A 14,400-nucleotide genomic window follows, 5' to 3' on the forward strand; every position below is an offset into this window, starting at 1 on the left:
ACGGAACGTCAGCAAATTGCTCTGATCGGGCGATGTCCGGATTGCCCCGCCGACGGTGACCGTCGCACACTGTGGTGATGGGCGTCACAGTCCGGCTGGCCGGGCCGTTGCGCGTGGAGCGGGGGTCCCCGCCGGAGACGGTGCGCCTCGGGAGCCCCAAGGAACGGCGGCTCCTGGCCCTGCTCGCGGCGCGGCGGCCTGCGGTGCTCACCGGCGACCAGCTCGCCGCGGAGCTGTGGAACGGCGACGCGCCGCGCCACCCCGCGGCCGGCGTCGCGACGCTGGTCAGCCGCCTGCGCAGCCGCCTCGAGCCGGACGTCCTGCTCGGTGACCGCGGCGGGTACCGGCTCGGCGGCCCGCCCGACGTCGTCGTCGACCTGGACGACGCCGCGCGCCTGCTCGACGAGTCCGACCGCCGCCTCGCCGCCGCCCCGGGGCTCGCGGCCAGCGCCGCCGCCCGGGCCCTCGCGCTGCTCGGGACCGGGGAGCCGCTCCCGGAGGAGGCCGACGAGCCGTGGGTCGCCGCGGCCCGCGACGAGTGGCGCGAGCTGCTGCGCCGCGCGCGGCACGCCGACGCCCGGGCCGCCCTGGGCACGGGCGACGCGGACCGGTCCCGGCGCGCCGCCGCCGACGCGGTGGCCGCCGACCGGTTCGACGAGACGGCCCACCGCCTGCTCATGCGCGCGCACCGGCTCGCGGGCGAACCCTCCCGGGCCGTCGACCTCTACCACCGGCTGCGGGCCGCGCTCGCCGACGAGCTCGGCGTCGAACCCGCCCCGCAGACCCGCGACGACTACCTCGCGCTGCTCCAGGAGCGCGAGCCCGTCGCCGAGGCCTCCGCGCGCCCGGAACCGGTGCCGCACTGCGTCGGGCGCGACGCCGAGATCGCCGCGCTGACCGCCCGCTGGGACGCGGCCACGCGCGGGGCGTCCGGGCTCGTGCTGCTCGCGGGCGAGGCCGGTATCGGCAAGACCCGGCTGGCCGGCGAGGTCACCCGGCTCGCCGCGGCCACCGGGAGTCGGGTCGCCTCGGCGCGCTGCCACGGCGCCGAGCGCTCGCTCTTCCTCCAGCCGGTGGTCGACGCGCTGGGTCCGGTGCTCATCCCTGACGCGGGGCGATCGCCCGCCCTCGCGGGCCTCTTCCCGGGCCTGCCCGGCGAGCCCGGGGACGACCGCCCCGACCCCCGCCGGGTGTTCGCGGGCCTCGCGGACCTGCTCGCCGAGCTCACCGCCACCGCTCCCCTGCTGCTGGTGCTCGACGACCTCCAGAACGCCGGCCTCGCCACCGTCGAGCTCCTGCACTTCCTCGCCCTGCGGCCCGCCGGCGCGCGGGTCCTCGTCGTCGCGACCGTGCGCGCCGAGGAGGGCACCGAGGCGCTGACGCAGCTCGACGGGGTGGGCGAGCGCCTCGATCTCGGCCCGCTGGACGCCGCCGCGGTCACCGCGCTCGCCGACCGCGCCGGCCGTCGCGACCTCTCCGCGGCGATCCACCGCCGGACGCGGGGCCACCCGCTGTTCGTCGTCGAGACGCTCCGCGGCCTCGCGGCGGGCGAGGTGGGGGTGCCGGAGTCGCTGCAGGCCGCCGTGCTGGCCCGGGTCCGCCGTCTCGGCGACGAGGTCGACGAGCTGCTGCGCGCGGGCGCCGTGCTCGGCGCGGGCCTCGACCCCGAGGTGGTCGCGGGACTGCTCGCGCTCCCGGTGCCCGAGGTCGCCCGGCGCTGCGAGCGCGCCGCCGCCGCGCGCCTGCTCGTCCCGACCGGCGCCGCCTACGAGTTCGCCAACGACCTCGTCCACGAGGTCCTCTACGCGACGACCCCGGCACCGGTGCGGCACCTGCACCACCGCCGGGCGGCCGACCTGCTCGCCGGCAGCCCGGAGTCCGCGGGCGCGCACGCCGCCGCCGCGCAGGACTGGCCCCGTGCCGCCCGCGCGCTGCTGCTGGCCGGCGAGACCGCGGCGCGCCGCGGCGCGATGGGCGACGCCGAGTCGTTGCACGACCGGGCGCTCGCCGCGGCCGAGCACGCCGCCGACCCGGAGATCAGCGGCCGCGTGCTGGTGGCCCGCTCCCGCGCCCGCGAGGGCCTCGAGCGCCACGAGGAGGCGTGGAGCGACCTGCGCAGCGCCGCGGCGGCGGCCCGCGAGGCCGGCGACCGGCGTCTCGAGATGGCGGTGCTGCGCCAGCTCGGCGGCGACGTCCCGGTCGCGCTGGGGGTGCCGCCCGGCGAGTGCGTGACGCACCTGCGCACGGGCCTGCGCCGCGCCGCGACCCTCGGCGACCGCGGGGCCGAGGCCGACCTGCGCGGGCGCCTCGCCGTGCTCGCCACCAACGACCTGCGCTTCGGCGAGGCCATCGACCAGGGCCGGCGTGCCGTCGACGCGGCGCGCGACGCCGGCGACCAGGCGCTGCTCGTCGGCCTCGACGGGCTCAAGGCCGCCTACGCGTACAGCGGGATGGTCGACGAGCTCGCCGAGGTGGTCGACGAGCTGGAACCGCTGGCCCGGCGCCTCCCCGACCGCGCCGTCCTGCAGTGGACCCTGTTCGAGGGCTCCTTCCCCGCGGTCGCCGCCGGGCGCTGGGACGAGGCCCGCGAGCGGATCGCGGAGGCCATGGCGGTCGCCCGGCACTCCGGGTACGGCGGGCACGACGCCTGGTTCCTCGCCCACCTCGGGTGGCTGGCCCGCCTGGAGGGCGACCTCGACGAGGCCGTCGAGGCCGGGCGTCGCGCGGTGGTGCGCAGCGGGGAGCGGGGCCACCGGTGGTGGACGCCGACGGCCGCCGCGCTGCTCGCGACGACGCTGCTCGCGCGCGGCGAGACCGCCCCGGCACGGGACCTCGCCGCGCAGGGCCTGGCGTTCGCCGGGCCCGACGCCGTCGCCGCCGTCCGCGTGCGGTGCCTGGCGGTGCTGGCGGAGGCGGGCGACGGCGACGAGGCCGACACCCTCCCCGCCGACACCGCCCTGCTCGAGGCGGACCGCCTGCTCGCCGGCGTCACCGCCCCGCCCGCGACGGCGTGGCTGCTCGGCGCCGACACCTACGTCTCGGTGGCGCGCGGGTGGCTCGCCCGCGGGCGCGAGGCCCGGGCGCGCGTCACGCTCGCGCCCCTGCTCGCCGCCGCCCGGGCGCACGGGTGGCGGCACCTCGCCGACCGCGTGTCCCGGGTGGTGCCGTGACGCGCGCGCAACGGCGGCGCAACGGCGAGGGCGACCGTGGCGACGGTGGCCGGGACGGCCCGGGCAGCTCGAGGAGGAGGGCGGCGCGATGGCTCTCGACAGGGACGTGGTGATGGAGCTGGTCGGACGGGCCGTCGCCGACGTGGGCGCCGTGTTCGCCGCCGGCACCGTCGTGCTCGGGCAGCGGCTGGGGCTCTACCGCGCCCTGGCCGAGGGACCCGCGACACCCGACGAGCTCGCCGCCCGCACCGACACCACACCGCGCTACGTCGCGGAGTGGCTGGCGGGGCAGGCCGCCGGCGGCTACGTCCAGCACGCCGACGGCGTCTACTCGCTCTCCGAGGAGCAGGCGTTCGCCCTGACCGACCCCGACGCACCGTTCGACATCCCGCGCGCGTTCCTGCTGGCCACCGGCGTCCTGCGCAGCGAGCCGCGGATCACCGAGGCGTTCCGCACCGGCGCCGGCGTGGGCTGGCACGAGCACCACGAGGACGTGTTCCTCGGCGACGGGGCGTTCTCCCGCGCAGGCTGCGCCGGGCAGCTGACCACCGAGTGGCTCCCGGCCCTCGACGGCGTCGTCGAGAAGCTGTGCCGCGGCGCCCGCGTCGCCGACGTCGGCTGCGGCCACGGCGCGTCCACGGTGCTCCTGGCCGACGCCTACCCCGCCTCGACGGTCGCGGGGTCCGACCACCACGGCGCCGCGGTCGACGTGGCCCGCAAGCGCGCCGCCGACGCCGGCGTCGCCGACCGGGCGAGCTTCGAGGTCGCGAGCGCCCAGGCCTTCACCGGCACGGGCTACGACCTCGTCACGACCGTCGACTGCCTCCACGACATGGGCGACCCCCTCGGCGCGGCCCGCCACATCCGCGCGGCGCTCGACGCCGACGGCGCCTGGATGGTGGTCGAGCCGGCCGCCGGCGACACGGTCGACGAGAACCTCAACCCCGTCGGGCGCCTGTTCTACGGGATCTCGACGCTCTGCTGCGTCCCCGCCGCCCGCGCGCAGGAGGGCGGCTACAGCCTCGGGGCCCAGGCGGGACCGGCCGCGTTGCGCCAGGTCGCCACCGACGCCGGCTTCACCCGGTTCCGCCGGGCCATCGGCAGCCCGCTGCACGACGTGTACGAGATCCGGCCCTGATCATGCGCGCCCGGGAGCCCGACGCCCTCGGCTCGATCACCCGCGACGGCGTCCGCGTGGGGTACGAGGTGTTCGACGGGCCCACCCCGTCGCCCACGATCGTGCTGCTGACGTCCTGGGCGATCGTGCACGCCCGCCAGTGGAAGGCCCAGGTGCCGTTCCTGGCCCGCGAGTTCCGCGTGATCACCGTCGAGGGCCGGGGCAACGGCGCCGCCGACCGTCCCCGCGATCCGGACGCGTACCGGGACACCGAGATGGTCGCCGACGTCGTCGCCGTCCTCGATGCGACCGGCACCGAGCGCGCCGTCGTCGTCGGGCTGTCGATGGGCGGGCGGCGGGCCCTCGAGCTCGCCGCCTGGCACCCCGACCGCGTCCTCGGCGTCGTGGCCATCGGCGCCGCGCTGCCCTGGCCGCTGCCGGGCGACTTCGACGAGGTCCGGGAGTCCCACGAGGGCTGGGAGAAGGCCAACCGCCACTACTGGAAGGCCGACTACCCGGGCTGGGTCGAGTTCTTCACCTCCCGGATCCTCACCGACGCGCACTCCACCAAGCCGTTCGAGGACATCGTCGGCTGGGGCCTCGAGACCGACGCGGAGACGCTGATCGCCACGGTGCCCGGCATCGCGGAGCGCACGACGGCCGACGCGGAGGCGATCTGCCGGGCGATCCGCTGCCCGGCGCTGGTGGTGCACGGCGACGCCGACGAGGTCACCCCCTACGAGCTGGGCGTCGCGATCGCCGGCTGGACGGGCGGGACGTTCGTGACGATCCCCGGCGGCGGGCACGCGCCCCCGCTGCGCGAGCCCGTGCGCGTCAACCTCCTGCTGCGCGAGTTCGTGCGCTCGCTCGCGCCGCCGCGCCCCCGGCGCGCGACCTGGACGCCGGCGCGGGACCGCCGCCCGCGCGTGCTGTTCGTCAGCTCGCCGATCGGGCTGGGCCACGCGCGCCGCGACGTCGCCATCGCCCGGGAGCTCGCGGCCCTGCGTCCCGACCTCGAGATCGACTGGCTGGCCCAGCACCCGGTCACCGCGGTGCTCGACGGCGCGCGGGTGCACCCGGCGAGCGGCCTGCTCGCCTCGGAGAGCGCGCACATCGAGTCCGAGGCGGGCGAGCACGACCTGCACGCCTTCCAGGCGGTCCGCCGCATGGACGAGATCCTCGTGGCGAACTTCCACGTGTTCGCCGACGTCGTCTCCGACGGGCAGCACGACCTCGTGGTCGCCGACGAGAGCTGGGAGGTCGACCACTTCCTGCACGAGAACCCCGAACTCAAGCGCGCGCCGTTCGCGTGGCTCACCGACTTCGTGGGCTGGCTGCCGATGCCCGACGGCGGGGCGGCCGAGGCGGCGCTGACCGCCGACCACAACGCCGAGATGGTCGAGCACCTCGCCCGCCACCCGCGGCTGCGCGACCGCTCGGTGTTCGTCGGCGAGCCCGACGACCTCGTCACCGACCCGCTCGGCCCGGGCCTGCCGACCGTGCGCGACTGGACGTGCGAGCACTTCGCGTTCAGCGGCTGGGTGCCCACCGGCGGCCCGCCGCGCGATCGCGAGGAACTGCGCGCCGAGCTCGGCTGGCGCCCCGACGAGCGCGTCTGCGTCGTGAGCGTCGGCGGCTCCGGGGTCGGGCGGGCGCTGCTGGAGCGGGTGGCGCGCGCGTACCCCGAGCTGATCGGGAGGGTGCCCGGGCTGCGCCTCGTCCTCGTCGCGGGCCCGCGTATCGACCCGGCGTCGCTGCGGGTGCCCGCGGGCGTCGAGGTGCGCGGGCACGTCCCCGACCTCGAGCGCGAGCTCACCGCGTGCGACGCCGCCGTCGTGCAGGGCGGGCTCACCACCACGATGGAGCTCGCCTGCGCGGGCGTGCCGTTCCTCTACGTCCCGCTGGACCACCACTTCGAGCAGCAGTTCCACGTGCCGCACCGGCTCGCCCGCCTCGGCGCCGGGACCCGCCTGGACTACGCCGACGCGACGCCGGACGCGATCGCCGCGGGCGTCGCCGACCTGCTCGCGCGGCCCGTCGCGCCCGCCGCCGTCCCGGACGACGGCGCGCGGCGGGCCGCCCTGCTCCTCGCCGACCTCGTCGGCCGGCACCCCGCGAAACGGAGTCCGTCATGATCGAGATGCCGCCGCAGCCGCCGGTCATCCGGGGCGACGCCCCGGTGCTGCTGCCCCACGAGCGCTCGCGCCTGCGGGCCGCGGCCCACCACGCCCGGCGTGCGCTGCCGGGCCCGCTGGGCGACCTCGTGCACCGCGAGCTCATGGCCTACGCCGAGTTCGGGCACCGGATGACCGACGACGCGCTGATCCCGCGGCTGGCGGCCGACGTGCTGGCGCGGCCGGCCGCCGGCGAGACCTCTAGTTGACCTTGACGAGGTCGACGACGAAGACGAGGTGCGCGTTCGCCGGGATCACCGGCGGCACGCCGCGGTCGCCGTAGCCCTGGTGCGGCGGCACGACGAGGATCCGGCGGCCGCCCTCGCGCATCCCGGAGATGCCGAGCTTGAAGCCGTCGATCACGCCGTTCAGCGGGAACTCGACCGGGGTGCCGCCACGGCCCCAGGACGAGTCGAACTCGCCGGAGTCCGAGACGCGGATGCCCTGGTACTGGACCTGCACGGTGTCGCGCGGGCCGGCCTCGGTGCCGCCGCCGACCACGAGGTCGGTGATGTCGAGGTCGTTCGGCAGGGTGTCGGGGGTGACCGACGCGCCGGGCGCGCGGGTCAGGTCGTCGGTGTTGTCCACGGTGACTGCCATGCCTGCGACCCTACGGGCGGGCGGCACCGGCCTCCGACCCGCCCGAGACGGCGGCCGCGAGCTCCTCGTCCTCGCGCGGGTCGTGGTCGCGGCCGAGCGCCAGCCCGACCGCGGACAGCACGCACGCGAGCGCCACGTAGCCCGCCGCGGCGGCCCAGCCGAGGTCGGCCTGCAGCGAGGTCAGCAGCAGCGGGGCGAGCGCGCCGCCCAGCACGCCGGCGACGGTGTAGCCCAGCGACGAGCCGGTGGAGCGCAGGCGCGGGCTGAACTGCTCGGTGATGAACGCGGCCTGGGGCCCGTAGGCCATCGCGTGCAGGGCGAGCCCGACGACGACGGCGAGCACGAGCAGGCCGAACGACCCGGACGTGATCAGCGGGAACAGCGCGAACACCCACAGGCCGATCCCGACGACGGCGACCAGCGACACCAGCCGGCGGTTCCACCGGTCCGACAGCGCCCCGAACGCCGGCACGAGCCCGAGCTGCAGCGCCGAGCCCACGAGGACCGCGGAGAGCACCGCGGCGCGCTCGAAGCCGGCGGTCCGCGTCGCGTAGGTGAGCACGTAGACCGTCAGCAGCGAGTACGCCACGTCCGGCCCGAGCCGGGAGAGGATCGCGGCGACCAAGCCGCGCGGCTGGGTGCGCACGACCTCGCGGATCGGGCTGCCGGAGGTCTCCCCCGACTCCTGCAGGGCGCGGAACACCGGGGTGTCCTCGAGTGTGAGGCGGATCCACAGCCCGAACGCGACGAGCAGCGCCGAGAGCAGGAACGCGACGCGCCAGCCCCAGGACAGCAGCTGGTCCCCGGTCAGCGTCGCCGCGAGGACGGCGAAGACGCCGTTGGCGAGCAGGTTGCCCGCGGGCGGGCCGATCTGGGCCGCCGACGACCAGAACCCGCGCCGCCGCGGGTCCCCGAACTCGCCGGAGAGCAGCACCGCGCTCCCCCACTCGCCGCCGACGCCGACGCCCTGGGCGAAGCGCAGCAGCACGAGCACGATCGGGGCCGTCACGCCGATCGTCTCGTAGGTCGGCAGGAGGCCGATGAGGACGGTGGCGACGCCGATCAGCAGCAGCGTCGCCACCAGCACCCGCTTGCGCCCGAGGGTGTCGCCGAGCCGGCCGAACACGAACCCGCCGACCGGCCGCGAGATGTAGCCGACGGCGAAGGTGGTGAAGGCCAGCAGGACGCCGGTCAGCGGGTCCGAGCCCGGGAAGAACAGCTGCGGGAACACCAGCGCCGACGCCGTCCCGTACACCGCGAAGTCGTAGTACTCCAGCGACGTCCCCGACAGCGACGCGACGAACGCCTTCCCTCTGGCTGCCATGACGGGATGTGTGCCCTGCCCGGAGACAGATCACTCCTTCGGCGGCAGCCCCAGGACCGAGCGGGCCTTCGCGCCGACGGTCTCCCTGACGCCGTTGGCGATGATCGACAGCGCGTCGGGGTCACCCGCCAGCTGGGAGCGCGCGGTGTTGAGCGCCTGCTGGACCGTCACGTGCGGCGGCACCAGCGGGATGTCCTTGTCGACCTTCGCGTCGACCACGAACGGCCGGTCCGCGGCGAGCGCGCGGTCCCACACCCCGCCGATGTGCGCGCGGTCCCGCAGCTCGATGCCGTCGAGCCCGAGCAGCATGGCCCACTGCGCGTAGGGCACGTCGGGCACGGCCTGGGACTGCGGGTCGGGCGCCTCGCCGAGCATCCCGCGCGTCTCCCAGGAGACGTAGGACAGGTCGTCGTTCGACAGCACGAGCACGACGAAGCGCGGGTCGGTCCACTGCCGCCAGTACCGCTGGACGGTGACGAGCTCGTTGACCCCGTTCATCTGCATCGCGCCGTCGCCGATCAGCGCGACGACGGGACGGTCGGGGTGCGCGTTCTTCGCCGCGATCGCGTACGGCATCCCGCCGCCCATCGACAGCAACGTCCCCGACAGGGAGCCGTACTGGCGGCCGTGCAGCGTGACGTCGCGGGCGTACCAGGACGTCGCGGTCCCGCAGTCGACGGCGAGCAGGGCGTCGTCGGGCAGGCGGTCGGAGAGCTCGCGGACGACGAGCTCGGGGTTCAGGGCGCTCGTGTGGGCGTGGGCGCGCTGGGCGGAGTAGTCGTCCCAGGCGCTCGTCCACCGCTCGACCTGGGCGCGCCAGGCGTCGCCGTGGTGGGTCAGCCGCGGGAGCAGAGCCGCCAGCGTCGCGCCGGCGTCGCCGGTGAGGTTGACCTCGGTGTCGTAGCGGATGCCGCACCGGGAGCCGTCGACGTCGATCTGCACGGCACGGGCCTGGCCGGGCGCCGGGTAGTACTCGGTGTACGGCATCGTCGAGCCGACGATCAGCAGCGTGTCGCACTCGCGCATGAGGTGCCACGACGCGGTGGTCCCGAGCAGCCCGATCGCGCCGGTGACCCACGGCGAGCGCTCGTCGACGACGCCCTTGCCGAGCAGCGCGGTGGCCATCCCCGCGCCGAGCGTGTTGGCGACCTCGGTGAGCTCGGTGGACGCCCCGAGCGCACCGGCGCCCGCGAGGATCGCGACCTTCTCCCCCGCGTTCAGCAGCTCCGCGGCGGCGTCCAGCGCGGCGTCGGGCGGCGTGGTGATCGCGGACGAGGGCGCCGCGGAGGTGTGGTAGTAGCCGTGGGCGTCCGGCGGGTCGACGACGGCGTCCTGCTCGAGCACGTCGGAGGGCAGGACGATCGCCGACGGGGTGCGGTCGGCGAGCGCGGTGCGGCAGGCGCGGTCGACGACGTGGCGGACCTGGCTGGGGTCCTTCACCTCGGCGAGGTAGCCGGTGACGTCGGCGAGCAGCGCGCCCAGGTCGATCTCCTGGTAGTAGCCGCCGCCCTGGGCGGTCTGCGCGGTGTGCCCGACCAGCGCGACCACGGGCTGGTGGTCGAGCTTCGCGTCGTAGAGCCCGTTGAGCGCGTGCACCGCCCCGGGCCCGCTGGTGACGACGCAGCAGCCGATCGGCGAGCCGCCGTACTTCACGTCGGCGCACGCGGCGAACGCGGCGGTCTCCTCGTGGCGGACCTGGACGAACTCGGCGTCGTCCCGTTCGGGGAGCGCGGTGAAGATGCCGCCGATCCCGTCGCCGGGATAGCCGTAGAACCGGTGGACACCCCACTCGGCGAGGCGGGCGAGCACGTGCTGGGCAACGGTCTTCGGCGTGGTCGTGGAAGGGTTCACCCCGCAGGGCTCCCCGCTACGGCCTGCGGCCATGTGAGCGATGTGGGTCGCCGGAGCGACCCATATCGCTCACCTGGCGACAGCCATCCACCCGTCCACGAGCAGCGCGTCGTAGAGGTGGCCGTGGTCGGGCGGCACCGACTGGGCGCGGGCGAGGTCGACGGTGGTCGCCCAGAACGTGATGACCGGGAGCCAGGGCTGGCCGGGGACGTCGAACCCGGGCGGTTCGGCGAGCCGGTCGGGCCGGCGCCGGAGCAGGTCCGGCGACCACCAGACCACGGGGTCGGACGGGTGCTGGAGGTAGAGCACGCGCGGGGTGTCCCACGGCCCGGCCGGCGTCGCGAGGTCCCCGGCCCGCCCCGCGAACCGCACCGCGCGCCCGCCGTCGACCACCGGCCGCACCTGCGGCGACCCCGGGTCCCGGCCGGCGACGAGGCCCGCCCACGGCTCGCTCGCGTGCGGCGGGCCGACCCACAGCACGCCGTCGACCCGCGACCGGACCTCGTCGAGCGAGGTGAACGCCGCCTGCGACCCCAGCGCACCGAGCGACTGCCCGTAGAGCAGCAGCCGGGGCCGGCGCTCCGGCGGGCGCCGGTCCAGGCGGGCCCGCACGGCGTCGACCAGGGCCCGCGTCTGCTCCGCCGCCCGCGGCCCGTCGACGAGCAGCGACAGGTCGCTGGGCAGCGTCGAGTACTGCACCGCGGCCATGGCGGTGTCGCCGCCGCGCACCCGCTCGAGACTGCCGGGCACCTGCGGGTCGACCGCGCCCGACCCGGTCGGCGTGGCGAGCACGAGGACGGACCGGTCGAAGCCGCCCGCCCGCTCGAGCTCGGCGACGGCCAGCGCCGCGCGCGCCTGCGGGTCGGGCGCGCTCTCCAGGCCGACGTAGACGCGGACCGTGTCACCGGCTCCGCCCACGAACCGCCGCCCGTCGCGCCCCAGCGTCTCCCACGGCACCAGCGAGGCCGGCGAGCCCGACCGGGTGGCGCTCGCGGGCGCCGCCACGGGCCCCGGCTCGTCGTTGCGCGCCGCGAACGACTGCTCGGCCGCCGCGAGCGCGCCCCAGCCCAGGGCGCCCACCACGAGCACCGTGCCCAGCGCCACGACCAGCACCGCGGCCCCGGGCAGCCGCGCGCCGAGCCACCGGCGCACGAGGCGGGTGAGCCCCCGGAACCCCCGACCCACCACCACGAGCACGCCCACCACGGCGACCGTCACCGGCAGGGCCAGCAGGAACTCCCCCGTGGTCGGCCCGGGGGCGCCGATCAGCGCGGCGGCGTCACGCTGGCGTCCGGCCGCCACCACGAGCGCCACACCGAACCCGAGCAGCCCGACGAGAGCGACGACCCGGCCGCCCCGGCGGGAGCCGGGCAGCGCAGCACCCGACCCGTACCCCAGCGCCGCCACGCCCCCGGACACGACGCCCTGGACGATCCCGTCGCGCGGCAGCAGGCCGGGCGCGAGCGCGAGCACCGCGACGAGGGCGGCGACGCCGGCCCCGAGCGGGTCGACGGACCACCACCGCGTCACACGACGAGCCTCACATGTCGAGCGGCGGGAGCGGGCGCAGCGGGCCCGCGAGCGGCTCGGGCGGGGTGCCGTCGGGACCGAACGGGGAGCCGCCGAGCTCCTCGCGTCGGTGCGGCTCCAGCCACGCGGCCGGCTCCGGGCCGAGCGGCACGATCTGCGTCGGGTTGATGCTCGTGTGCACCTGGTAGTAGTGCCGCTTGATGTGGTCGAAGTCGACGGTGTCGCCGAAGCCGGGGGTCTGGAAGAGGTCCCGGGCGTAGGGCCAGAGGTTCTCGAACTCGGCGAGCTTCTGCCGGTTGCACTTGAAGTGGCCGTGGTAGATGGCGTCGAAGCGCGCGAGCGTGGTGAACAGCCGGATGTCGGCCTCGGTGATGTGGTCGCCGACGAGGTAGCGCCGATCCGCCAGCCGCTCGTCGAGCTCGTCGAGGCGGGCGAACAGCGCGGTGTACGCCTCCTCGTAGCGCGCCTGCTTCGTCGCGAAGCCCGCCTTGTAGACGCCGTTGTTGACGTCGTGGAAGACGCCCTCGTTCACCGCGTCGATCTCCGCGCGCAGCTCCTCCGGGTAGAGCGTCGGCGCGCCCGGGCGCTGGTACTTCGCCCACTCGATCCCGAGGTCGATCGTGATGTTCGGGTAGTCGTTGGTGACGAGCAGTCCGCTCGACTCCTCGACGATCGCGGGGACGCTGACGCCGTTGTCGGTGCCGTGCTCCGGGTCGCGCGCGAGGTAGGCCTCCTCGAGGAAGCGGTACCCCAGCACCGGGTCGACGCCGTTCTCGTCGAGGCCGAAGCGCCACGACCGGTCGTCCTGCAGCGGGTCGACGATCGCGAGCGAGATCGCGTCCTCGAGCCCCATGAGCCGGCGCACGATGATCGAGCGGTGGGCCCACGGGCACGCGAGCGACGCGACGAGGCGGTAGCGCCCCGGCTCGGCGGGCCAGTGGGAGACGGAGCGAAGCGGAGCTCGACCCTCGGACTCCGGCCCCGCACCGGACGGCTCGGCGACGATGCGGTCGGTGAACTGCGGGCCCCGGCGGCGGTAGGAACCGCTGCTGTCGGCGGAGGGACGGTTGCCGACGTCGGTGGGAGTGCTCACGACCCCACGGGTGCCCGGTGCTCGCCCTCGGGCAACGTGACGCGGCCCCGCCGCCCCGATCGCAGGATCCACCACTCCGCGACGAGCAGGTTCACGATCCAGCTCGTCCACACCGAGGCGGTCGCGGCGTGCGGGATCAGCTCGGGGTCGGCCGGGTCGACCGCCATGAGCAGCACGACGTAGACGACCACCCAGAACCGGTTCACCACGATCGAGAAGGTCAGCGCGACGCTGCGGATCATCCAGGCGCGGTGGTCGGCGTAGCGGCGCGCGCGGGCGGCGCGCCAGCCCGCGACCGACGTCGCGAGCCAGAGGACCGCGAGGAACGTGTTGCCGACCGCCGAGGCGAACCCCGTGCTGCTCACCGGCGCGACGCCCAGGACGACGACCCCACCCGGCAGCACCCCGCCGAACAGGTAGAGCCGCCCCGACCAGCGGTGCACGCGCGGGTGCGCCCGCCGCAGCCACGGCCAGATCTGCAGGCACGCGGTCAACAGCGCCACCGAGCCGAACATGATGTGCGCCCACAGCAGCGGGTAGTGCAGCGCGTAGTCCGTGCGCACCGGGATCCGCGAGCGCGCCGGGTCGACGCCGAGGTAGGCCGGCAGCTCGAGCACGAGGAACACGACGCACACGAGCGCCGTGACCGCGAGGCCGATCCGCACGCGGCGCGGGTCGGGCTGTCGCCGCCGGGTGGTGGGCTCCTGCGTGGTCGTCATGTGCGTAAGCCTTACGCACAATGCGTAAAGCTGTCTACACTGGATTCATGCGACGATCACATCCGTGCACGACCCCCGCTGGGCGCCCGCGGCTCCCCCGACCTCGCGCCGTCCGTTGACGCGCGCCGCGATCGTCGACGCCGCCGTCGCCCTGGCCGACGCCGAGGGGATCGAGGCGGTGTCGATGCCGCGCCTGGCCCGCACCCTCGGCGCGGCCCCGATGTCGCTCTACCGCCACGTCCCGCACAAGGACGCCCTCGTCGACCTCATGCTCGACGCGGCGATCGGCGACCCGCCACCGTCCGACGGCCCGTGGCGCGACGCACTCGCCGCCTGGGCGCGCGCCAACCGGACGGTGTTCGTCGAGCACTCGTGGACGCTGCCGCTGGTCAGCGGCAGCCGCCGGATGGGCCCCGCCGAGTGCGCGTGGGCGGAGGCGGCCCTGCAGGCCGGCGTCGACGCCGGGCTCCCGGTCCCCGACGCGCTCGCCGTCCTCCACGCGGTCAACAGCTACGTCCGCGGTGCCTCCGCCCCGCTCGGCGACCGCGCGCCGCGGGCGGAGGACCTGCACGGCTCGGGCCGCGCCGGGGAGTTCCCCCTGCTCCTGGGACTGCTGGAGGCCGCCCCGGAGGACGCGCCGCCCGAGGACCCCTTCGAGGACGGCCTGACGCGTGTTCTCGACGGGGTCGCGGCGCACGTGGACGATCCGGCACGCGATCGCCCCTGAGCGTGCTCGTTCGTCCGCGACCACCGGGCCGCGACCAAGGACGCCGGCGCCGCCCGACGTCGGGGTGACCGGGCCGGCAGGGCCCGCCGCACCTC

General features: G+C 76.2%; 11 protein-coding genes. 5 read left to right on the forward strand and 6 right to left on the reverse strand.

The window, feature by feature from the left end; translation table 11 throughout:
- Positions 1-77: 77 nt before the first annotated feature.
- The 4 genes from WCD58_RS03290 to WCD58_RS03305 all read left to right on the forward strand — a co-directional run bounded on the left by WCD58_RS03290 (position 78) and on the right by WCD58_RS03305 (position 6,670).
- Positions 78-3,170 carry an ATP-binding protein gene (locus WCD58_RS03290; protein WP_337699440.1) on the forward strand — a complete coding sequence of 1,031 codons (3,093 nt, stop codon included), beginning with the start codon at positions 78-80 and terminating at the stop codon, positions 3,168-3,170.
- A gap of 88 nt (positions 3,171-3,258) precedes the next feature.
- Positions 3,259-4,308 carry a methyltransferase domain-containing protein gene (locus WCD58_RS03295; RefSeq protein ID WP_337699442.1) on the forward strand — a complete coding sequence of 350 codons (1,050 nt, stop codon included), beginning with the start codon at positions 3,259-3,261 and terminating at the stop codon, positions 4,306-4,308.
- 2 nt (positions 4,309-4,310) lie between these two features.
- Positions 4,311-6,422 (forward strand): alpha/beta hydrolase, encoded by a 2,112-nt coding sequence (locus WCD58_RS03300; protein WP_337699444.1) that lies wholly within the window; start codon positions 4,311-4,313, stop codon positions 6,420-6,422.
- On the forward strand, positions 6,419-6,670 hold the full coding sequence (locus tag WCD58_RS03305; protein WP_337699446.1) for a hypothetical protein: 252 nt from the start codon (positions 6,419-6,421) through the stop codon (positions 6,668-6,670). Before WCD58_RS03300 ends, WCD58_RS03305 begins: the two co-directional genes overlap by 4 nt.
- Here WCD58_RS03305 and WCD58_RS03310 read toward each other — a convergent pair.
- From WCD58_RS03310 to WCD58_RS03335, 6 genes are all read right to left on the reverse strand, one after another.
- Positions 6,663-7,061: an FKBP-type peptidyl-prolyl cis-trans isomerase gene (locus tag WCD58_RS03310; protein ID WP_337699448.1), complete on the reverse strand. Its 399-nt coding sequence runs from the start codon at positions 7,059-7,061 to the stop codon at positions 6,663-6,665. The genes WCD58_RS03305 and WCD58_RS03310 overlap by 8 nt on opposite strands.
- A gap of 10 nt (positions 7,062-7,071) precedes the next feature.
- Positions 7,072-8,385, reverse strand: coding sequence for an MFS transporter (locus tag WCD58_RS03315; RefSeq protein ID WP_337699451.1), 1,314 nt, complete (start codon positions 8,383-8,385; stop codon positions 7,072-7,074).
- Positions 8,386-8,415: 30 nt separating this feature from the next.
- Entirely contained in the window at positions 8,416-10,236 is a 1,821-nt protein-coding gene (locus WCD58_RS03320) for a thiamine pyrophosphate-requiring protein (RefSeq protein ID WP_337699454.1), read from the reverse strand.
- Positions 10,237-10,305: 69 nt separating this feature from the next.
- Complete coding sequence (locus tag WCD58_RS03325; protein WP_337699456.1) at positions 10,306-11,766, reverse strand: alpha/beta-hydrolase family protein; 1,461 nt, start codon at positions 11,764-11,766, stop codon at positions 10,306-10,308.
- A 10-nt stretch (positions 11,767-11,776) separates the two neighbouring features.
- Entirely contained in the window at positions 11,777-12,859 is a 1,083-nt protein-coding gene (locus WCD58_RS03330) for a glutathione S-transferase family protein (RefSeq protein WP_337699459.1), read from the reverse strand.
- Positions 12,856-13,578, reverse strand: a complete 723-nt coding sequence (locus WCD58_RS03335; RefSeq protein WP_337699461.1) for a DUF2306 domain-containing protein — start codon at positions 13,576-13,578, stop codon at positions 12,856-12,858. Before WCD58_RS03335 ends, WCD58_RS03330 begins: the two co-directional genes overlap by 4 nt.
- A 64-nt stretch (positions 13,579-13,642) precedes the next feature.
- On the opposite strand from WCD58_RS03335, the gene WCD58_RS03340 reads away from it, so the two are divergent.
- A complete protein-coding gene (locus WCD58_RS03340) occupies positions 13,643-14,305 on the forward strand; it encodes a TetR/AcrR family transcriptional regulator (RefSeq protein ID WP_337699463.1) in 663 nt (220 codons plus the stop codon).
- Positions 14,306-14,400 lie beyond the last annotated feature (95 nt).

This window comes from Actinomycetospora flava (assembly GCF_037400335.1).
Lineage (GTDB): Bacteria > Actinomycetota > Actinomycetes > Mycobacteriales > Pseudonocardiaceae > Actinomycetospora > Actinomycetospora flava.